19 protein-coding genes are annotated in these 18,471 nt (G+C 65.4%); 6 read left to right on the forward strand and 13 right to left on the reverse strand.

Annotated features, from left to right (window positions below):
• Positions 1 to 127 precede the first annotated feature (127 nt).
• A complete protein-coding gene (locus IE126_RS00540; RefSeq protein ID WP_054304498.1) occupies positions 128 to 1,894 on the forward strand; it encodes an acetolactate synthase 3 large subunit in 1,767 nt (588 codons plus the stop codon).
• A gap of 97 nt (positions 1,895 to 1,991) precedes the next feature.
• Positions 1,992 to 2,552, forward strand: coding sequence for an acetolactate synthase small subunit (gene ilvN / locus IE126_RS00545; RefSeq protein WP_054304456.1), 561 nt, complete (start codon positions 1,992 to 1,994; stop codon positions 2,550 to 2,552).
• 38 nt (positions 2,553 to 2,590) lie between these two features.
• Here ilvN and IE126_RS00550 read toward each other — a convergent pair whose 3' ends face one another.
• From IE126_RS00550 to IE126_RS00565, 4 genes are all read right to left on the reverse strand, one after another.
• On the reverse strand, positions 2,591 to 3,364 hold the full coding sequence (locus IE126_RS00550) for an enoyl-CoA hydratase-related protein (RefSeq protein WP_189379892.1): 774 nt from the start codon (positions 3,362 to 3,364) through the stop codon (positions 2,591 to 2,593).
• Positions 3,365 to 3,431: 67 nt separating this feature from the next.
• Positions 3,432 to 3,878, reverse strand: a complete 447-nt coding sequence (locus IE126_RS00555; protein ID WP_108129452.1) for a cytochrome c-type biogenesis protein — start codon at positions 3,876 to 3,878, stop codon at positions 3,432 to 3,434.
• Between the two features lie 4 nt (positions 3,879 to 3,882).
• Positions 3,883 to 5,856: a heme lyase CcmF/NrfE family subunit gene (locus IE126_RS00560; RefSeq protein WP_189379893.1), complete on the reverse strand. Its 1,974-nt coding sequence runs from the start codon at positions 5,854 to 5,856 to the stop codon at positions 3,883 to 3,885.
• Positions 5,857 to 6,050: 194 nt separating this feature from the next.
• Positions 6,051 to 6,482, reverse strand: coding sequence for an Lrp/AsnC family transcriptional regulator (locus IE126_RS00565; protein WP_054304499.1), 432 nt, complete (start codon positions 6,480 to 6,482; stop codon positions 6,051 to 6,053).
• A 109-nt stretch (positions 6,483 to 6,591) separates the two neighbouring features.
• Between IE126_RS00565 and rocF the strand changes: the two genes are divergently transcribed.
• The gene (rocF, locus tag IE126_RS00570) at positions 6,592 to 7,518 is read left to right on the forward strand and encodes an arginase (RefSeq protein ID WP_108129450.1); all 927 of its coding nucleotides are present in this window, start codon (positions 6,592 to 6,594) and stop codon (positions 7,516 to 7,518) included.
• A 10-nt stretch (positions 7,519 to 7,528) separates the two neighbouring features.
• Positions 7,529 to 8,587 carry an ornithine cyclodeaminase gene (locus IE126_RS00575; protein ID WP_054304461.1) on the forward strand — a complete coding sequence of 353 codons (1,059 nt, stop codon included), beginning with the start codon at positions 7,529 to 7,531 and terminating at the stop codon, positions 8,585 to 8,587.
• A gap of 3 nt (positions 8,588 to 8,590) precedes the next feature.
• On the opposite strand, the gene IE126_RS00580 is transcribed toward IE126_RS00575, so the two are convergent.
• From IE126_RS00580 to IE126_RS00595, 4 genes are all read right to left on the reverse strand, one after another.
• The gene (locus tag IE126_RS00580; protein WP_108129448.1) at positions 8,591 to 9,265 is read right to left on the reverse strand and encodes a GntR family transcriptional regulator; all 675 of its coding nucleotides are present in this window, start codon (positions 9,263 to 9,265) and stop codon (positions 8,591 to 8,593) included.
• Positions 9,266 to 9,342: 77 nt separating this feature from the next.
• Positions 9,343 to 10,182, reverse strand: coding sequence for a lysophospholipid acyltransferase family protein (locus IE126_RS00585; RefSeq protein WP_189379894.1), 840 nt, complete (start codon positions 10,180 to 10,182; stop codon positions 9,343 to 9,345).
• Positions 10,179 to 10,964 (reverse strand): GNAT family N-acetyltransferase, encoded by a 786-nt coding sequence (locus tag IE126_RS00590; protein ID WP_189379895.1) that lies wholly within the window; start codon positions 10,962 to 10,964, stop codon positions 10,179 to 10,181. Before IE126_RS00590 ends, IE126_RS00585 begins: the two co-directional genes overlap by 4 nt.
• Before the next feature lie 124 nt (positions 10,965 to 11,088).
• Positions 11,089 to 11,271: a DUF3553 domain-containing protein gene (locus IE126_RS00595; RefSeq protein ID WP_189379896.1), complete on the reverse strand. Its 183-nt coding sequence runs from the start codon at positions 11,269 to 11,271 to the stop codon at positions 11,089 to 11,091.
• Positions 11,272 to 11,309: 38 nt separating this feature from the next.
• On the opposite strand from IE126_RS00595, the gene IE126_RS00600 reads away from it, so the two are divergent.
• Positions 11,310 to 11,906, forward strand: coding sequence for a histidine phosphotransferase family protein (locus IE126_RS00600; protein WP_189379897.1), 597 nt, complete (start codon positions 11,310 to 11,312; stop codon positions 11,904 to 11,906).
• 70 nt (positions 11,907 to 11,976) lie between these two features.
• The gene (locus tag IE126_RS00605) at positions 11,977 to 13,290 is read left to right on the forward strand and encodes a M10 family metallopeptidase C-terminal domain-containing protein (protein ID WP_054304467.1); all 1,314 of its coding nucleotides are present in this window, start codon (positions 11,977 to 11,979) and stop codon (positions 13,288 to 13,290) included.
• An 18-nt stretch (positions 13,291 to 13,308) separates the two neighbouring features.
• Here the strand turns inward: IE126_RS00605 and IE126_RS00610 are convergent, their stop codons facing one another.
• The 5 genes from IE126_RS00610 to IE126_RS00630 form a co-directional block, all read right to left on the reverse strand.
• The gene (locus tag IE126_RS00610; RefSeq protein ID WP_189379898.1) at positions 13,309 to 14,565 is read right to left on the reverse strand and encodes a glutamate-5-semialdehyde dehydrogenase; all 1,257 of its coding nucleotides are present in this window, start codon (positions 14,563 to 14,565) and stop codon (positions 13,309 to 13,311) included.
• A gap of 114 nt (positions 14,566 to 14,679) precedes the next feature.
• Positions 14,680 to 15,795 carry a glutamate 5-kinase gene (proB, locus tag IE126_RS00615; protein WP_054304500.1) on the reverse strand — a complete coding sequence of 372 codons (1,116 nt, stop codon included), beginning with the start codon at positions 15,793 to 15,795 and terminating at the stop codon, positions 14,680 to 14,682.
• The gene (gene obgE / locus IE126_RS00620; RefSeq protein WP_054304469.1) at positions 15,795 to 16,826 is read right to left on the reverse strand and encodes a GTPase ObgE; all 1,032 of its coding nucleotides are present in this window, start codon (positions 16,824 to 16,826) and stop codon (positions 15,795 to 15,797) included. The genes proB and obgE overlap by 1 nt, the downstream gene beginning before the upstream one ends.
• A gap of 72 nt (positions 16,827 to 16,898) precedes the next feature.
• The gene (locus tag IE126_RS00625) at positions 16,899 to 17,429 is read right to left on the reverse strand and encodes a GNAT family N-acetyltransferase (RefSeq protein WP_054304470.1); all 531 of its coding nucleotides are present in this window, start codon (positions 17,427 to 17,429) and stop codon (positions 16,899 to 16,901) included.
• Positions 17,426 to 18,463: a GNAT family N-acetyltransferase gene (locus IE126_RS00630; protein ID WP_189379899.1), complete on the reverse strand. Its 1,038-nt coding sequence runs from the start codon at positions 18,461 to 18,463 to the stop codon at positions 17,426 to 17,428. Before IE126_RS00630 ends, IE126_RS00625 begins: the two co-directional genes overlap by 4 nt.
• Between the last annotated feature and the right edge of the window lie 8 nt (positions 18,464 to 18,471).

The raw sequence follows: 18,471 nt of genomic DNA on the forward strand, positions 1-18,471 counted from the left end.
CCCCCGAGGAAACTCCGGGGGTTTTTTCATACCCGTGCCCGCCGCGATATTGCGGCAAGAAGTGCCCGCCGCGGTATCGCGGCAAGAACGTGCCAGCCGCGGTGCAAGCGGCAAGAAGGAAGAGAACATGACTCAGGCGAATGCGAGCGCCATGACGGGCGCAAAGATGATCGTGAAGGCGCTGAAGGATCAGGGGGTCGAGGTCGTATTCGGCTACCCCGGCGGCGCCGTGCTTCCGATCTATGACGAACTCTTCCTGCAAAACGACATCCGGCACATTCTCGTCCGTCATGAACAGGGCGCGGTGCACATGGCCGAAGGCTATGCCCGCTCCACCGGGAAACCGGGAGTGGTGCTGGTGACCTCCGGCCCCGGTGCCACCAATGCGGTGACCGGGCTGACCGATGCGCTGCTGGATTCGATCCCGCTGGTGGTGCTGTCGGGTCAGGTGCCGACCTTCATGATCGGCACCGATGGCTTTCAGGAAGCCGATACCGTGGGCATCACCCGCCCCTGTACCAAGATGAACTGGCTGGTGAAGGATACCGCGAAACTGGCGGAAACCATTCATACCGCCTTCCATGTGGCAACCTCGGGCCGTCCCGGCCCGGTGCTGGTGGACATTCCGAAGGATGTGCAATTCGCCCAAGCCGAATATGTGGCGCGCGAGAAGATCAAGACCTCGCATTACCAGCCGCGCGTGAAGGGCGACATCGAGGCCATCACGAAACTGGTCGAACTGCTTGAGAAGGCCGAACGCCCGGTGTTCTACACCGGCGGCGGCGTCATCAACTCGGGCACCGCCGCGAGCCAGCTCTTGCGCGAACTGGTGGATGCGACGGGCTTCCCGATCACCTCGACCCTGATGGGTCTGGGGGCCTATCCGGCCAGCGGCAGGAACTGGCTGGGCATGCTGGGGATGCACGGGCTTTACGAGGCCAATCTGGCGATGCACGGCTGCGACCTGATGATCAACATCGGCGCCCGCTTCGATGACCGGATCACCGGCCGCGTCGCCGATTTCAGCCCGCATTCGGTGAAGGCGCATATCGACATCGACCCCTCGTCAATCAACAAGGTGATCCGCGTCGATCTGCCCATCGTCGGTGACGTGGGCCATGTGCTGGAGGATATGCTCCGCATCTGGAAATCGCGCGGGCGCAAGGTGAACAAGGAAGGTCTGGCGAAGTGGTGGGCACAGATCACGGAATGGAAAGCCGTGGACTGCCTCGACTACAAGAACAGCGAAAAGACCATCAAGCCGCAATATGCGCTGCAACGGCTGGAGGCGCTGACCAAGGGGATGGATCGTTACATCACCACCGAGGTCGGCCAGCACCAGATGTGGGCGGCACAGTTCCTGGGCTTCGACGCACCGAACCGCTGGATGACTTCGGGCGGCCTGGGGACGATGGGTTACGGCCTGCCCGCCTCGATCGGCGTGCAGGTGGCCCACCCCGAGGCGCTGGTCATCAACGTGGCGGGTGAGGCGTCCTGGCTGATGAACATGCAGGAAATGGGCACTGCGATGCAGTTCCGCGCGCCGGTCAAACAGTTCATCCTGAACAACGAACGGCTGGGCATGGTGCGTCAGTGGCAGGAATTGCTGCATGGCGAGCGTTACAGCCATTCCTGGTCGGAAAGCCTGCCCGATTTCGTGAAACTGGCCGAGGCCTTCGGCTGCAAGGGCATCAAGTGCAGCGACCCGAAGGATCTGGACGATGCGATCATGGAAATGATCCGCTACGACGGGCCGGTGATCTTCGACTGTCTGGTCGAGAAGCACGAGAACTGCTTCCCGATGATCCCCTCGGGCAAGCCGCATAACGAGATGCTGCTGGGCGAGGCCGAGACGCAGGGCGTGATCAAGGCTGGCGGCGCGGTGCTGGTGTGACCCTTGCACGGGGGGCTGTCTGCCCCCCGACAGGGGCGCGCAAGCGCGCCCCTTCCCCCCGAGGATATTTTCAGACAGAAAATGAAAGGGAGCCCCCATGTCGGCGCTCAATATCACCAAGGGCTCGTCGAGCCATTCCGCCTACGACCTCCGCGATCCTTATGCCGAGGTGATCGAAAGCCATACGCTGGCCGTGCTTGTCGATAACGAAAGCGGGGTTCTGGCCCGCGTCATCGGGTTGTTTTCGGGCCGTGGCTACAACATCGACAGCCTGACCGTGGCGGAGGTGGATCATACCGGCCACCGCAGCCGCATCACCATCGTCACGCGCGGCACGCCGCAGGTGATCGAGCAGATCAAGGCGCAGCTGGGCCGTCTGGTGCCGGTGCATGCGGTGAACGATCTGACGGTCGAGGGGCCGGCGGTGCAACGCGAGCTGGCGCTGCTGAAGGTTGCCGGAAAAGGGGATGCACGGATCGAGGCGCTGCGTCTGGCCGAGATCTTCCGCGCCAATGTGGTTGATTCGACGCTGGAAAGCTTTGTGTTCGAGATGACCGGCACGCCGGAGAAGATCGACGCTTTCGCCGAGCTGATGCGGCCTCTGGGTCTGCGGGAAGTGGCGCGGACCGGCGTTGCGGCGCTGTCGCGCGGCGCCTGATCGACTGGTGGCTGCCCCTTGCCGGGGCAGCCCTTGCTTTATGCTCCGGTAAAGCGCGGCGGGCGCTTTTCAAGGAAGGCGGCCACCCCTTCGCGGAAATCGGTGGTCTTGCCTGCCGCCTCCTGCAGCCGGGCCTCCAACGCCAGTTGCGCTTGCAGGTCATTCGACAGCGACCCGCGCAGCGCCTGTTTCAGCGCGCGATAGGCCGCGGTCGGGCCGTTGGCCAGATGGGTCGCGCGTTCGGCAACACGGGCGGTAAAGGCGTCATCCGCCACACATTCATAGATCATGCCCCAGGATTCTGCCTGTCGCGCCGTGACCTTATCGGCGAAGAGGCAGCTGCCCATGGCGCGCGCGGCGCCGATCTGGCGCGGCAGCCACCAGGTGCCGCCCGCATCGGGGATCAGGCCGATCCGGGTGAAGGCCTGCACGAAGCTCGCGCTTTCCGCCGCGATCACCACATCCGCCGCCAACGCCAGATTGGCGCCCGCCCCGGCCGCCGCGCCATTGACAGCGGCGATGGTCGGCACCGGGCAATCATAGATCGCATTGAGGAGCGGCACATATTCCTCGTTCAGGATTTTCTCGAACGGGACATCGGTGCCCATACCCTGCGCATCCGCCAGATCCTGACCGGAACAGAAAGCCCTTCCGGCGCCGGAGAAAACGATGACGCGGGCGCGGGTTTCGGCCTGCCGGATTGCGGCCAGCATCTGCTTGCGCAGCTCCGACGACAGGGCATTCATCACCTGCGGCCGGTTCAGCGTGATCGTGGCGATGCCGCCCTGTTCTTCCAGAATGATCGGGTCCAATTCTGCCTCCCTTTCCTTTGCCCGGCAGATTAGCCGCCGGGCACCGGGGGGAAAGCGGAACGGCGCGTCACTCTTTCAGAATCTCTTTCAGCCGGGCCTCTTCCTCGGCGCTCAGCGCCTCGGTCTGCTGGGCCGCGCGGCGGCGCAGGAAGGCAAAGGCGGCGATCCCGCCCAGCAGCAGCATCCCCGGACCGGCCAGCCAGAGAACAAGGTTCGAGCCGGTGGCGCGCGGTTCGAACAGCACGAACTCGCCATAGCGATCCACCACGAAGTCGATCACCGCGTCGTCGCTGTCGCCAGCCACCAGCCGTTCCCGCACCAGAAGGCGCAGATCGCGGCTGATGTCGGCGTTTGAATCGTCGATATTCTCGCCCTGACAAACCGGGCAGCGCAGCAGTTGCGAAATGGCGCGCGCGCGCGCCTCCAGCGCAGGATCGGGCAGCACTTCGTCCGGCTGGACCGCCAGCGCGGGGAAGGCCAGAAGCGACAGGCACAGGGCAAGGATCAGGCGCATCGCGTTACTCCGCCGCGACCGGGGCAGCCGCACGCCGGGCTGCCCCCGCCGCCACGCGGTAGCGGCGGTCCGAAAGGGACAGAAGCCCCCCGAGCGCCATCAGCGCGGCGCCAATCCACAGCCAGTTCGCCAGTGGTTTCCAGTAGCCCCGGATCGCCCAGCCGCCGTTATCCTGCGGATCCCCGATCACCAGATAGATGTCGCGGAAGAAGCCGTAGTCCAGTGCCGCTTCGGTGGTGGGCATGGCCTGCACCGGATAGACGCGTTTTTCGGGATAAAGCACCGCCACTTCGCGCCCCTCACGGCGCACCGCCATCTCGGCCATGGTGGACAGGTAGTTCGGACCCTCGACCTGTTCAACCTTGTTCAGCGTCACCTCATAGCCATGCAGCGGGAAGCTCTCGCCCACTTGCACGACCTTGATGATCTCGGTCGCCCAGGCGTTCATCGCGCCGACCGCAATCATGGTAACGCCCAGCCCGGCATGGGCGGTCACGCGGCCCCAGTCGGCGCGCGGCAGACGGCCAAGCCGTTGCAGACGGCCGCCAACCGCACCGCGCCCGGTGCGCGCCCAAAGGTCGGTCAGCGCGCCGAACACCAGCCAGGCGCCAAGCGCCGCCGCCACCGGCCCCACCGCCGAACGCCCCGTCTCCAGTGCCCAGGCCAGCAAGCCACAGGCCACGGCAAGGATCAGCGCGGGGATCAGTTGCCGGATGACCCGCCCGACCTCAGCCCGCTTCCACGGCATCATCGCGCCGATGGGCAAAAGCACCGCCAGACAGATCATGAAGGGCGAGAAGGCGGCGTCAAAGAACGGGGCGCCGACGCTCAGCTTGCGGTCCCACAGCATCTCGGCCACCAAGGGCCAGATCGTGCCGACGAAGACCACGAAGGCCGCGACCGCCAGCAGCAGGTTGTTCACCACCAGCGCGCTTTCGCGGCTGACCATGGCGAAGATGCCCTTCGCCTCCATCGCGCCGGCACGGGCGGCGAACAGCGTCAGCGCGCCACCCATGAAGACACCAAGGATCATGAGGATGAACACGCCACGTTCTGGGTCATTGGCAAAGGCATGGACCGAGGTGATGACACCCGAGCGCACGATGAAAGTGCCGATCAGCGAGAATCCGAAGGCGAGGATGGACAGCAGGATCGTCCATGCCTTCAGGCTTTCGCGCTTTTCCACCACGATGGCGGAATGCAGCAGGGCCGCGGCAAACAGCCAGGGCATGAAGCTGGCGTTTTCCACCGGGTCCCAGAACCAGAATCCGCCCCAGCCAAGCTCGTAATAGGCCCACCACGACCCCAGCGCGATGCCGATGGTCAGGAAGATCCAGGCCGCCAGCGTCCAGGGCCGGACCCAGCGCGCCCAGGCGGCATCAACCCGCCCCTCGATCAGCGCCGCGACGGCAAAGCTGAACGCCATGCTGAGCCCGACATAGCCTAGGTAAAGGAAGGGCGGATGGAAGGCGAGACCGGGGTCTTGCAGCAGCGGGTTCAGGTCGTCACCGTTCAGTGGCGGTTCGGCCAGACGCAGGAAAGGATTGGAGGTGAACAGAAGGAACGCCAGGAAAGCCACCCCGATCATCCCCTGCACCGAAAGAACCCGCGCCTTCAGCGTCGCGGGAAGGTTGCCGCCGAACAGCGCCGCCGCGCTGCCATAGGCGGCAAGGATCAGCACCCAGAGCAGCAGAGACCCCTCATGGTTGCCCCAGACGCCCGAGACCTTGTAGAGCATCGGCTTGTCGGTATGGCTGTTCAGCACCACAAGACGCAGCGAGAAATCCGAGGTCACGAAAGCCCAGGTCAGTGCCCCGAAGGCCACCGCGATCAGCACAAACTGCACGACCGCCGCCGGATCGGCCACTGCCATCCACCCCGACCAGCGCTTCTGCGCCCCGATCAGCGGCACCACCGCCTGTACCACGGCCACCGCCAGTGCCAGCACCAGCGCGAAATGCCCAAGCTCTGAAATCATGCGCGTCTCCCTTGCAGGCGGGATCATAGGACAAGACGCCGCGCGCCGCCATGGGGCTGCGCCCAAGCGTCGCAACCGGCGCGCCCAAATTTCTTTGACGAAATTTGTAAATCTTTTCGTTGAAAAGATTTGGGGGCCAGCCCCCATCGCGCGTGCCGCGCGATTCCCCCGGGATATTTATGGACAGAAAATGATCAGCGTCGGCCCGCCTTGCGGGTGGAGAGGAGAAGGTTGGTCTCGGATGTGGTGACGCCTTCGATATTGCGGATGCGGTGGATCACCTCATCGAGTTCCAGCAGCGTCTGGGTCGAAAGTTCCACGATCAGATCCCATTTGCCGTTGGTCGAATGCACTGCCATGACGGCAGGCAGGCCAGCGAGGCGCGCCATGATCTTTTCGCCGCCGCGCCCCTCGATCCCGATCATCATAAGCCCGCGCACAGGGGCGGCGGTGACATCGGCGCGGGTCAGCACCGTGAAGCCCGCGATCTCGCCCCGTGCGGTCAGCCGTTCCATCCGGGCGCGCACCGTGGCACGGCTGAGGCCAAGGCGATCAGCAAGTTCGGACAGGGCCGCCCGGCCATCCCGGCGCAACTCGGCGATCAGCCTTTGGTCGATTTCGTCCATTTCGACGGTTTTCCTTTTCATCCCGCTGAATTCTTCGCGCATAATGCTCATAATGCCGCTGGATGCTGCCGCAAAGTGAAAACATGTTTGTCGGAACAGGAGATTTGCCATGACACGGACCATTCTGATCGGCGCGCCCGTCGATTCCGGCCAGCGCCGCCCCGGTTGTCTGATGGGCCCGGCGGCCTATCGCGTGGCGGGGATTGCCGGCGCCATCCGCGATCTGGGCCATGGGGTCGAGGACTGGGGCGACGTCGCCCTGCCAGATCTGCAGGAGGCCGTTTGCGCCAACCCGGCGGTGGATCAGCTGCCCGAGACGCTGGGCTGGACCGAGGTTCTGGCGGACCGTGTGGATGACGCGCTGTCCGAAGGCGCGATGCCGGTGATTCTGGGGGGCGATCATTCGCTGGCGCTGGGGTCAGTATCCGGGGCGGCGGCCCATGCACGCCGGGCCGGGCGGCCGCTGTTCCTGCTGTGGCTGGATGCGCATTCGGATTTCCACACGCCGATGACCACGACCAGCGGCAATCTGCATGGCACGCCGGTCGCCTATATCGCCGGGCGCGACGGGTTCGACGCTTTCCCGCCCTTCCCGGCCCCGATTCCGGCAGACCGCATCTGTCTTTACGGCATCCGCTCGGTCGATCCGGCAGAACATGCGGCGCTGCTGGAACATGATATCGCGATCAATGACATGCGGGTGCTGGATGAACATGGCATCGTCGCACCGCTGCGCAGCTTCCTGACCAAGGTGCGCGAGGCGGGCGGGATGCTGCATGTAAGCCTCGATGTCGATTTCCTGGACCCCTCCATCGCGCCTGCAGTGGGCACCACTGTTCCGGGCGGCACCACTTTCCGCGAAGCGCATCTGGTGATGGAACTTCTGCACGAATCAGGGCTGGTGACCTCGCTCGACCTTGTGGAACTGAACCCTTTCCTCGACGACCGGGGCCGCACCGCGAAGCTGATGGTCGATCTGGTCGGCTCGCTGATGGGCCGCAAGGTGTTCGACCGTCCGACCCGCAGCTTTACCTGAGAGAGATGACATGACCGCCCCCTCCCGCAATGCTCTTGTGCCTTTTGTCAGTGTTGACAACATGATGAAGCTGGTTCTTCACATCGGGGTTGAACGCATGATGGCCGAGCTTGCAGCCGAGATTGAGGCCGATTTCCTGCGCTGGCCGCTGTTCGACAAGACCCCGCGCGTGGCCAGCCATTCCGAGGTGGGCGTGATCGAGCTGATGCCGACCTCGGATGGTGAGACCTATGGGTTCAAATATGTGAACGGCCATCCGTCGAACATGAAGAAAGGCCTGCAAACCGTTACAGCATTTGGTCTTTTGGCGGATGTGGCAACGGGCTATCCGCTGATGCTCAGTGAAATGACCCTGCTGACGGCGCTGCGCACGGCGGCGACCAGCGCCATGGCAGCGAAATGGCTGGCGCCGAAGGGCGCGCGGGTGATGGCGATGATCGGCAATGGCGCGCAGGCGGAGTTTCAGGCGCTGGCCTTCAAGGCGGTCTGCGGCATCGAGGAGATCCGGCTTTACGACATCGACCCGGCTGCGACCGTGAAATGCGCCCGCAATCTGGCGGGGCGCGGGCTGACCGTCGTATCCTGCACCAGTGCCGAACAGGCCATGGAAGGCGCGGAGATCGTGACCACCTGCACCGCCGACAAGCAATATGCCACCATCCTGACCGACAATATGGTTGGCAGCGGCGTGCATATCAACGCGGTCGGCGGCGATTGCCCCGGCAAGACGGAACTCCACCGCGACATCCTGCTGCGGTCGGGCATCTTCGTCGAATACCCGCCCCAAACCCGTATCGAGGGCGAGATCCAGCAGCTTGAGGCCGATCATCCGGTGACAGAGCTTTGGCAGGTCATCGCCGGTCAGGCGGCGGGACGCACCGATGCGCGGCAGATCACGCTGTTTGACAGCGTGGGCTTCGCCATCGAGGATTTCAGCGCGCTGCGCTACGTGCATTCGCGGCTGCGCACCTCGGGCCTGTATCAGAACCTTGATATGATCGCCGACCCGGATGATCCGCGCGACCTGTTCGGCATGCTGCTGCGCGCCGGCGCGGCGCAGGCGGCCTGAGCCTCAGGCGGTTTCCGCCAGCGCGTCGCGCACCTGTTCCACCCCCTGCGTCAGGTCGAGGCGGATCGCCTCGGCCAGCGCCTGCGGATCGCCCGCCTTCATTGCAGCCAGGGCATCGGCATGACGGTCCGGCAGGCCATTCTCGATATAACGCCCCAGAACGGCCCGCAGCGACGGCCCGAACCGAAGCCAGAGCGAGCGGGCGATGTCTTCCAGCACGGTTGCCCCGGCTGCTTCGTACAGCGTGAAGTGGAAGGCGTGGTTCTGGCGCAGGTATTCCTGCACGTCGCCCGCCCGGATCGCCGGCTCGATCAGCGCGTCGATCGCCTCCAGCCGGGCAATGCGTTCGGGCGTCAGCCGGGGGGCGGCCAGTTCCGCAAGCTTCGGTTCGATTGCCAGACGGGCATGGACCAGCTGGCCAAACAGATCTGGCGTCATCCTTGGCACGGTCACGCGGCGGTTGTCCTGAAGCGCCAGCGCCCCTTCGGCGGTCAGTCGGCGGATCGCCTCGCGCACCGGGGTCATGCCCGCATCCAGATCGCGGATCAGACCCTGGATGGTAACCGGCTGTCCCGGCAGCAGCACGCCATAAAGCACCATGTCGCGCAGCCGCAGATAGGTGAGCTCATGCGTCGGAATTTTCCGCGCCTCGCCCCGGTCCTGCCCTGTGTCGTCCATCGCCTACCCTCCGTGATCTCGCGGAACATGGGGCAGCACCGCGATTTGATCAATAGCCGATCCGCGTCGCTCCGACGTCATTCCGCGTGAATTTCGGCGGTCTGCGCAAGCGGATGCGCAGTGCGGATCACCCTTTCGCAATAGGCCGCCAGTTGCTTGCGATCTGCGAAGGCATCGACGGGGACTGACGGGTGAAAGATCACCTCGACACGGCCCTGCCGGGGGGTGGCCAGAACCTTGATCAGATGGCCCGCAAAATCCATGTCGCCCCACCAGCCATAATAGCGCGGGTCGCGGCCCACGGGGGCATGATAGACCACCGTCACTGGCTGGATATGCAGCACCCGGTCCATGCCATGAGTGAAAAACGCCTGAAACAGCGGGGTCTTGAACGGCAAGACCCGGATCGCATCGGTCGAGGTGCCCTCGGGGAAGAACAGGAGCCGATGACCGGCCCGCAGCCGCGTCTCCATCATCTCTTGCTGGGTCCTGGCCTCGGCAGGGCGGCGGTTGATGAACATGGTGCCGGTGGCGCGTGCCAGGATGCCGATGCCGGGCCAGTTCGCCACATCGCCCTTCGACACGAAATACACCCGGTCGGCGGCGTTCAGGGTGAAGATGTCCAGCCAGCCGACATGATTGGCCACGATGGCGCCCTGCCCCTGCATCGGCCGCCCGGTCACGCTATAGCCGAACCCCATGATGGCAAGACCTGCGCGGCAGACGAACTGGGTGATCCAGGGCGTGATCGGGCGGTGCAGGCCGAACAGCGGTTTTTCGACCAGCCGCACCAGCAGGAAGATCGCCAGACAGCCATAGGTCACTGCCCCGAGTGCCAGCCCCCGCAGCCCGACGAGCCCCCAGCCCAGCGGTCCGATGCGGCCGGGTTCCAGCCGCGCCTCGTGCCAGGAGCTCATGCTTCGTCTCCACGGCGGCGGGTGTAATAGTCGCGGTGCCGTGCCGACATCTGCGTAGTGTCCATCACCAGCAACACGTCTATGGTGTTGAATTCATGGTCAATCCAGGCCCCATCCCCGACGAAGCCCCCCAGCCGCAGATAGGCCTTGATCAGCGGCGGTGTCGCCTGCATGGCGCGGCGGCGGTCCACCGCCTCGGGCGGCAGAGCGTCCATCTCCAGCCGGTGCGGGGCACGCGCCACCGGGCGCAGCCCCTCGGGTGCAAGGTGGTGGCGGTAAAGGTAGGCCAGCGGCTCGGCCACACTGGCGGGATCGGTGCCCGGAAAGCTCGCCGTGCCGAACATCAGGTCGATGTCGCGGTCCAGCACATATTCGGCCAGCTTGTTCCACATCAGCATCATCGCAGGCCCGCCCCGATAATCGGGATGCACGCAGGAACGGCCCAGTTCCAGCAGGCGCCGCCCCCCGCCCAGCAAGGGGCCAAGGTCAAATTCCTGCTCCGAGTAGAAATCCCGGCCCTCGGGCAGACGCGCGCCCGGCAACAGCCGATAGACGCCCACCACATCTTCCAGCCGTTCGGGATCACGACTGCGGTCGATCAGCAGAAGGTGATCGCACAGCTCGTCGTAATCGTCGCATTCCAGCCGCGCCGCGTGATCGACCATCGGCCCGTCGCTGCCCATTTCCCCGACAAACACCTCATAGCGGAGGCGCTGCGCCGCGCGCAGGTCGCGCGCATCGGCCGCAAGCCGCACCTCGAACAGGCTTTCGTCGGTCTTCATCCGGCGCTCCCTCGTCCGTTCCGGCCCGAACCGGCTTTAGGCGCTGGGGCCGCGCAATGCAAGCGGCCCGCCTCTGCGGCTCAATCACCAGTTGCGCCGGGGTGTTTCGAGATATAAAGCTATATCAATCGAATACACGCTCCAGGGTGACGCGGCTCCCGTCTATTACAACTTTGCCGCGGTGTTCAAAGTTCACGGTGATCCGGGCTCCGACATTCGACTGGACCTGTCCCAGACCCCAGTCGGGTTCCTGCGGGTGGCGTACCAGCATGCCGGGCTCCAGCAGTGCATTCAGTCCCAGTTGCATTTCCGTTCCCTGCCCTCCGTCCTCTGTCAGGAACATCCATGCCGGACCGCCCCGACCTCAGTGCCCTTCTGGGCTCCCGAATCTGCCATGATCTTATCAGCCCGATCGGCGCGATCGGCAACGGGGTCGAGCTTCTCATGCTGGATGGCGGCACGCCGGGGCCGGAAATCGCGCTGATTGCCGAAAGCGTGGGCCATGCCAATGCGCGCATCCGTTTTTTCCGCATCGCCTTCGGGGCCTGCGCCGGGGATCAGCGGCTTGGACGGCCCGAGGTGAAGGCGCTGCTGGCCGATCTGGCGCGCGGCAGCCGGCTGAGCTTTGACTGGACGGGACCGCAGGACATGCCCCGCCGCGAAGTCAAACTGGCCTTCCTGCTGATCATGTGCCTGGAAACCGCCATGGTGCATGGTGGCCGCATCCGGATCGAGCGCGACGACCGGGGCTGGCATATCCTCGGGCTGGGCCCGAAGCTGCGGATCGACCCCGATCTGTGGGAGGTGCTTTCCAACCCCGGCGCCCGGCACCAGATCACCGCCGCGCAGGTGCAGTTTGCCCTCGTGCCGGACGAACTGACCCGGCTTGGCCGCACTCTCGGGGTCGAGACGCGGGACGGGGAAATCCGGCTGAGCTTCTGAAAACCCTTTTTTTCTTTCTTCCGCAGGGCGGGCATGAATAATGCCTGTTGTAAGCGCGAGGGAGAGAGACATGGCAACGCTTGATGGTAACCTGAGCCTGACCCTGAACGGCTCGACCGATTTCAGCATCGGGTTTGATGAATATGTGTGGTCCGACAGACATCTGAAGGCGCTCGAGCTTTGGAAACCGGATGACAGCGGCCTTGCCACGGTCAAGATCTCGCTGACCGGAAACAACTGGGGCACCAATCTCATTCAGGCCGGCGGCGATCTGGGAGTGACGCTCACCGATTCCGCAAAGGGCAGCGGCCGCTTCATTGCCACCATCCGCCTGGACGGCGCGGGCGACAATGTGGTGAAGCTGGCCCGCAGCGACGTGCAGCTTCTGACCACCGGCAACGGCAACGATACGATCACGACCGGCAAGAACTGGATCGGCTTCATCGCCACCGGCGAGGGCAATGACCGCGTGACCACCGGAAATGCCGGGGTGATGTATATCGACCTCGGCGAGGGGGACAATTTCGCCAGCATCGGCGCGGGCGGCGCCAGCTCGGTTCGCGCGGGCAGCGGCAACGACACGATCACTGCCACCGGAGAGATCGAAACCCTCTACAGCGGGCGCGGCAATGACCAGATCACCACCGGGGTGAACTATGTCGACGCGATCAACACCGGGCGCGGCATGGACAAGGTGGTGCTGGGCAGCGGCGGCGCCTCTTTCGTGGCTCTGGGCCGCGATGCCGATGTGCTGGTGGTGAAACAGCAGGCCGATCCGACCGCCCTTGTCGTGGTCGGAGGCGGTGGCAATATCTCCACCCCCGAGGACGAGGACCGCGATCTTGTCGATTTCTCGGCCTTCACCAAATCGCTGACGGTCGACCTTTCCAGCGGCAACGCAACCTCGGCGCAGGGCACCTTCCTTCTGCGCGACATCGAGGATGTGACCGGCGGGCGCGGCGCCGACCGCCTGACCGGTGATGGCGAGGACAACGCGCTGACCGGCGGCGGCGGGCGTGACACGCTGACCGGCGGTGAAGGCGCCGACATGCTGCGCGGCAATGCCGGGGCCGATCGTTTCGTCTTTACCAGCGTCGCCGACAGCACCGAGGAATTTGCCGATACAATCCTCGATTTCAGCCGCAAGCAGGGCGACCGGATCGACCTCAGCGCCATCGACGCCAATGCGGCGGCAAATGGCAACCAGTCCTTCGCCTTCATCGGCAAGAAGGATTTCACCGAAAAGGCAGGCCAGTTGCGCTACGAAACCTCCGGCGGCAAAACCGAGATCCAGGGCGATGTCGACGGTGACGGCGCGGCGGATCTGGTGATCCTGCTCAACAGCGCGCTTTCCCTGCGCGCCGGTGATTTCATCCTCGGCTGAAACCTTCTGCCGCGCCCCTCAGGCGCGGCAGGTGCCATCCCCGGTGACCAGATATTTGAAGCTGGTCAGTTGCTCGGCCCCCACCGGGCCGCGCGCATGCATCTTGCCGGTGGCGATGCCGATTTCCGCCCCCATGCCGAACTCGCCGCCATCCGCGAACTGGGTGGAGGCGTTGCGCATCAGGATCGCACTGTCGAGCCGCTGGAAGAACCGCGCCGCCACCGCATCATCCTCGGTCAGGATGCTTTCGGTATGGCTCGATCCATAGCGGCGGATATGGGCAATCGCGCCGTCCACGCCATCGACCAGCTTCGCCGCGATAATCATGTCCAGAAACTCGCGCCCGAAGTCTTCGGGCGCCGCCTGCACCGTGCCCGGCACTGCCAGCAATTCGCCCTCGGTCCGCACCTCGACGCCCGCCTTCACCAGATCCTCGATCAGCACCGCGCCGTGGCGGGCATAGAAGGCCCGGTCGATCAGCAGACATTCGGCCGCGCCGCAGATGCCGGTGCGCCGGGTCTTGGCGTTCAGCACCACGCGCCGCGCCTTTTCCAGATCGGCGGCGCCATCGGCATAGACGTGGCAGATGCCTTCCAGATGCGCAAAGACCGGCACCCGCGCCTCGCGCTGCACCAACCCGACCAGCCCCTTGCCGCCACGCGGCACGATCACGTCGATGAAATCGACCGCCTGCAACATGGCCGAAACCATCGCCCGGTCGCGCGTCGGCACCAGCTGAATCGCCGCTTCCGGCAGACCGGCGGCACGCAGCCCCTCGACCATGCAGGCATGGATCGCCCGCGAGGAATGAAAGCTCTCGGACCCGCCGCGCAGGATCACCGCATTCCCGGCCTTCAGGCACAGCGCACCCGCATCCGCCGTCACATTGGGGCGGCTTTCATAGATCACGCCGATCACGCCCAAGGGCGTCGCGACCCGCTGGATATGCAAACCCGTCGGCCGGTCCCATTCCGCCAGCACCCGCCCCACCGGATCGGGCTGTTCGGCAATGGCGCGCAGGCCCGCGACGATGCCCCCGATCCGGCCCTCGTCCAGCGTCAGCCGGTCCATCATGGCGGGCGTCAGCCCCTTTTCGGCGCCATAGGCCAGATCCTCGGCATTGGCCGCGATGATCGCGGGTACGCCCGCCGCCACCGCATCGGCGGCAGCCAGCAGCGCGGCGCGTTTGGCTTCGGCTGGCGCGAAGGCAAGCTCCGCCGCAGCTTCGCGGGCCTTCGCCCCGATCTCCTGCATCAGCTTGCCTGCGTCTTCCATCCTCAGCCCCTTTTGCTTCTCGCAGAAATACTCCACGGGGGTCGCCAATCGGCGCCATCGGTTCAAGCCCGATTGGCGACGGGGCGTGAAGCCCCCGGCGGTTTCCCTCCGCGTCTAGATCACCATATCGTCGCGGTGAACCAGCGCCGCCCGTCCCTCATACCCGAGGATCCCGGCAATATCACTTGACCGATGCCCGGCAATCGCCCGCGCCTCGTCCGAGGTATAGCGGATCAGCCCGCGCCCCAGCGCCGCGCCGTCGGGACCGATGATCCCCACCGGCTCGCCCCGGCCGAACGCGCCCTCGACCGCTGTCACCCCCGCTGGCAGCAGGCTCTTGCCCGACCTGAGCGCGGTGACAGCCCCGGCATCGACCCGGACCCTGCCCTTTTCCTTCATCGCATTGATCCAGCGCTTGCGCGCGACCTGCGGATCGGCCTGCGCCACAAACCAGGTCCGGTTCGCACCCTCCGCCAGCGCCTTCAGCGGACGCGGAACCGAGCCTTCCATGATCGCCATGGCACAGCCCCCCGCCACGGCGGTCTTGGCTGCCATCAGCTTGGTCTTCATGCCGCCTTTCGACAGGCCGGAAATCGGATCGCCCGCCATTGCCTCGATCTCCGGCGTGATGGTCTCCACCAGATCGAAGCGCTGCGCCGTCGGGTCTTCCTTCGGATTCGCCGAATAGAAACCGTCGACATCGGACAGCAGGATCAGCTGATCCGCCCCCGCCGTCACGGCGATCTGCGCCGCCAGCCGGTCGTTGTCGCCAAAGCGGATCTCGTCGGTCGCCACCGTGTCGTTTTCATTCACGATGGGCACGACGCCCAGCCCCAGCAGTGTCTCCATCGTGGCGCGGCTGTTCAGATAACGGCGGCGGTCCTCGGTATCTTCCAGCGTGACCAGAACCTGCCCAGTGGTGATCCCATGCGGCGCCAGCACTTCCTCATAGGCACGCGCCAGCCGGATCTGCCCGACCGCCGCGGCGGCCTGCGATTGTTCCAGCGTCAGCGCCCCGGCGGGCAGGCCAAGGATCATCCGCCCCAGCGCGATGGAGCCGGAGGACACCAGCACCACCTGTGTTCCGCGCAGCTTGGCTTCGGCCACATCCAGCGCCAGCGCGGAAAGCCAGCCCTGCCGCAGCCCCTTCTGCCGGTCCACCAGCAGGGCCGAGCCAATCTTGATCACCAGCCGCCGCGCCGCGCGCACATCGGGCGCGGCGATCTGCATCAGGGCTGCCACGGCTTCACCTCCACCGGCATGCGGGATTTGCGGTCTTCCATGATCTCGGCATGGATCGCGCGCAGCGCATCCTTGATGCCCTCGCCCGTGGCGCCGGAAATCAGATGCACCGGCCCGCCGCTGGCTTTCTCCAGCGCGCGTTTGCGGGTGCCGATGGTTTTCTTGTCCAGCGCGTCAATCTTGTTCATCGCAAGGATGCGCGGCTTGTCCGCCAGCTCTTCGGCATAGGCTTCCAGCTCACCCACGATGGTGCGGTAATCCTTGGTGATGGTCGACGACGTGCCATCCACCAGATGCAGCAGGACCGAACAGCGTTCGACATGGGCAAGGAACTGGTCGCCCAGACCCCGCCCCTCTGACGCGCCCTCGATCAGCCCCGGAATATCGGCCATGACGAATTCATGCCCGTCGATCCCCACCACGCCCAGGTTCGGCACCAGCGTGGTGAACGGGTAATCCGCGATCTTCGGCCGGGCGTTGGACACGGCGGCAAGGAATGTCGACTTGCCCGCGTTGGGCAGGCCCACCAGCCCGGCATCGGCGATCAGTTTCAGGCGCAGCCAGATCGTGCGCTCCACCCCTTCCTGACCCGGATTGGCGCGGGCGGGCGCGCGGTTGGTCGAGGTCTTGAAATGCAGGTTGCCGAAGCCGCCGTTGCCGCCCTTGGCCAGCAACACCTTCTGCCCGACCTCCACCAGATCGGCCAGAACGGTCTCCTCGTCCTCGTCGATGATCTCGGTTCCGACCGGGACTTTCAGCACGATGTCATCGCCGGTCTTGCCGGTTTTCTGGTTGCCCATGCCGGGCTGGCCCGACTTGGCGAAGAAATGCTGCTGGTAGCGGAAGTCGATCAGCGTGTTCAGCCCCTCGACTGCCTCGGCCCAGACCGAGCCGCCATTGCCGCCGTCGCCGCCATCCGGGCCACCAAATTCGATGAACTTCTCGCGCCGGAACGAGACGCAGCCCGATCCGCCGCCGCCCGAGCGGATATAAACTTTGCAGAGATCGAGGAATTTCATGGGCGAGCCCCTTCGGGATTGGATGATTGGCGATAGCCGCGAAGCCGCGCGGGCGCAAGCAGGGCTTGCGTTTCAGGGCGCTGGCGGAGGTGCGGCGCGGTCGTCAAGACGGCGCTGCATGAACACGAGGTCCAGCCAGCGGCCGAATTTTTGCCCGACCTCGGGCATACGGCCGGTTTCCACGAAACCGGCGCGGGCATGAAGGTGCAGCGAGGCGGTATTTTCCGAGGTGATGGCGGCAACCATCTCGTGCTTGCCACAGGCGCGGGCACGATCTGTCAGAACCTGCAACAAGGCCAGCGCCACGCCGCGCCCGCGCGCCTCGGGTGCGACATAGACCGAGTTTTCCACCGTGGCCCGGAACCCGTCAAACGGGCGCCAGTCGCCGAAGCTGGCATAGCCCAGCACCGCCGCACCTTCGGCCGCCACCAGCACCGGATAGCCCAACTGCCCGCGCATCTGCATCCAGGCGATGCGGTTCGCGGCATCGACCTCGCCCTCCATCAGAATGGCGGTCGTGTTGCGCACGGCATCATTGTAGATGGCGGCGATACCGGCGGCATCGTCGGGCGTGGCGTCACGGATGGCAAAGGGTGCGGTCATGGTGCCGCATCCTGCCCGTTTCCGGCCGCGCGGTCCAGCCGCAGCAGAACCGTCGGATGCAGGCCGATGCGTGCCGGGCTTTCCCCCTCGCCCCGGCCGGTCTCGACGAAGCCAAGCCCCCGCAACAACCGCAGCGAGGCTGCGTTGTCGGCGAAGACGGTGGCACTCAGCGACGGCAGGCCGAAACGGGCAAAGGCACTGGCGATCAGCGCCTGCAACGCCTCGCGCGCATAGCCCTTGCCCCATTCGGCGGGGTCCAGGAACAGGCCGATCTCTGATGCCTTGCGCTGAAGCTGCACGACACCAATCAGCCGCCCATTGCGCCAGACACCCAGCCTGAAGCCGGGACAGCCGCGCCACGGCAGCGCCTCGACCCAGGCGCGCACCACATCCTCGGGCCAGGGCGACAAGAGGCTGCCCGTGTTGCGCGCCACCACCGCCTGCCCGCCGATCCGGGCCAGCGCCGCAATGTCGCGCGGCACCTCCAGAGGCGCCAGCCGCAGATGCGGCGTGTCGATCACCAGCGGATTGCGCGCGGCCCATGTGTCACGGTCCAGCATGAACACTCGCTGTTCGACCTCGGCACCCCGCGCAAGGGCGAATTGCATCGCCCTACCCCGTTCACGAAACCCCGCCTTTTCAAGTACATGCGCCGAAGTCGCATTATCTGCAAAACACCGCGCGGGCAGGTCGCCCGCCTCCGGGTCAGCGAAATGCGCCGCCAGAACGGCGGCCAGTGCGGCGGAGGCATGACCCCGCCCCTGCGCCTCGGGCACAATCCAGTAGCCGGGGCCATCGGGTTTCAGGGCGATCAGGCCGACGAAGACCCCCGCATCCTCAATGGCCCAGACCGCGTTCCGCGGCGCGGTAGCCAGCCAGTCGCGGAAGTCAGCCACGCCATAGGGATGCGGCACCGAGGTCAGCCAGCCGGCAACCTCGATCCGCGACAGCGCCGCCACGACGGCGGCCTCGTCCTGTATCGTCAGGGGGCGGAGCAGTCTCCGCCCCGCGTTCAGCCGGGCGGAGAGGGTCATGCTATCCT

Source organism: Gemmobacter nanjingensis (assembly GCF_014652195.1).
Taxonomy (GTDB): Bacteria; Pseudomonadota; Alphaproteobacteria; order Rhodobacterales; family Rhodobacteraceae; genus Gemmobacter; species Gemmobacter caeni.

What these genes read in the sequence shown, in the direction of transcription:
- obgE (WP_054304469.1), bottom strand. Translation starts at nt 16,826, where the DNA reads ATGAAATTCCTCGATCTCTGCAAAGTTTATATCCGCTCGGGCGGCGGC.
- IE126_RS00595 (WP_189379896.1), bottom strand. Translation starts at nt 11,271, where the DNA reads ATGCAACTGGGACTGAATGCACTGCTGGAGCCCGGCATGCTGGTACGC.
- IE126_RS00560 (WP_189379893.1), bottom strand. Translation starts at nt 5,856, where the DNA reads ATGATTTCAGAGCTTGGGCATTTCGCGCTGGTGCTGGCACTGGCGGTG.
- IE126_RS00540 (WP_054304498.1), top strand. Translation starts at nt 128, where the DNA reads ATGACTCAGGCGAATGCGAGCGCCATGACGGGCGCAAAGATGATCGTG.
- IE126_RS00605 (WP_054304467.1), top strand. Translation starts at nt 11,977, where the DNA reads ATGGCAACGCTTGATGGTAACCTGAGCCTGACCCTGAACGGCTCGACC.
- IE126_RS00600 (WP_189379897.1), top strand. Translation starts at nt 11,310, where the DNA reads ATGCCGGACCGCCCCGACCTCAGTGCCCTTCTGGGCTCCCGAATCTGC.
- IE126_RS00610 (WP_189379898.1), bottom strand. Translation starts at nt 14,565, where the DNA reads ATGGAAGACGCAGGCAAGCTGATGCAGGAGATCGGGGCGAAGGCCCGC.
- ilvN (WP_054304456.1), top strand. Translation starts at nt 1,992, where the DNA reads ATGTCGGCGCTCAATATCACCAAGGGCTCGTCGAGCCATTCCGCCTAC.
- IE126_RS00580 (WP_108129448.1), bottom strand. Translation starts at nt 9,265, where the DNA reads ATGGACGACACAGGGCAGGACCGGGGCGAGGCGCGGAAAATTCCGACG.
- IE126_RS00585 (WP_189379894.1), bottom strand. Translation starts at nt 10,182, where the DNA reads ATGAGCTCCTGGCACGAGGCGCGGCTGGAACCCGGCCGCATCGGACCG.
- IE126_RS00625 (WP_054304470.1), bottom strand. Translation starts at nt 17,429, where the DNA reads ATGACCGCACCCTTTGCCATCCGTGACGCCACGCCCGACGATGCCGCC.
- IE126_RS00555 (WP_108129452.1), bottom strand. Translation starts at nt 3,878, where the DNA reads ATGCGCCTGATCCTTGCCCTGTGCCTGTCGCTTCTGGCCTTCCCCGCG.
- IE126_RS00590 (WP_189379895.1), bottom strand. Translation starts at nt 10,964, where the DNA reads ATGAAGACCGACGAAAGCCTGTTCGAGGTGCGGCTTGCGGCCGATGCG.
- IE126_RS00630 (WP_189379899.1), bottom strand. Translation starts at nt 18,463, where the DNA reads ATGACCCTCTCCGCCCGGCTGAACGCGGGGCGGAGACTGCTCCGCCCC.
- rocF (WP_108129450.1), top strand. Translation starts at nt 6,592, where the DNA reads ATGACACGGACCATTCTGATCGGCGCGCCCGTCGATTCCGGCCAGCGC.
- IE126_RS00575 (WP_054304461.1), top strand. Translation starts at nt 7,529, where the DNA reads ATGACCGCCCCCTCCCGCAATGCTCTTGTGCCTTTTGTCAGTGTTGAC.
- IE126_RS00565 (WP_054304499.1), bottom strand. Translation starts at nt 6,482, where the DNA reads ATGGACGAAATCGACCAAAGGCTGATCGCCGAGTTGCGCCGGGATGGC.
- proB (WP_054304500.1), bottom strand. Translation starts at nt 15,795, where the DNA reads ATGCAGATCGCCGCGCCCGATGTGCGCGCGGCGCGGCGGCTGGTGATC.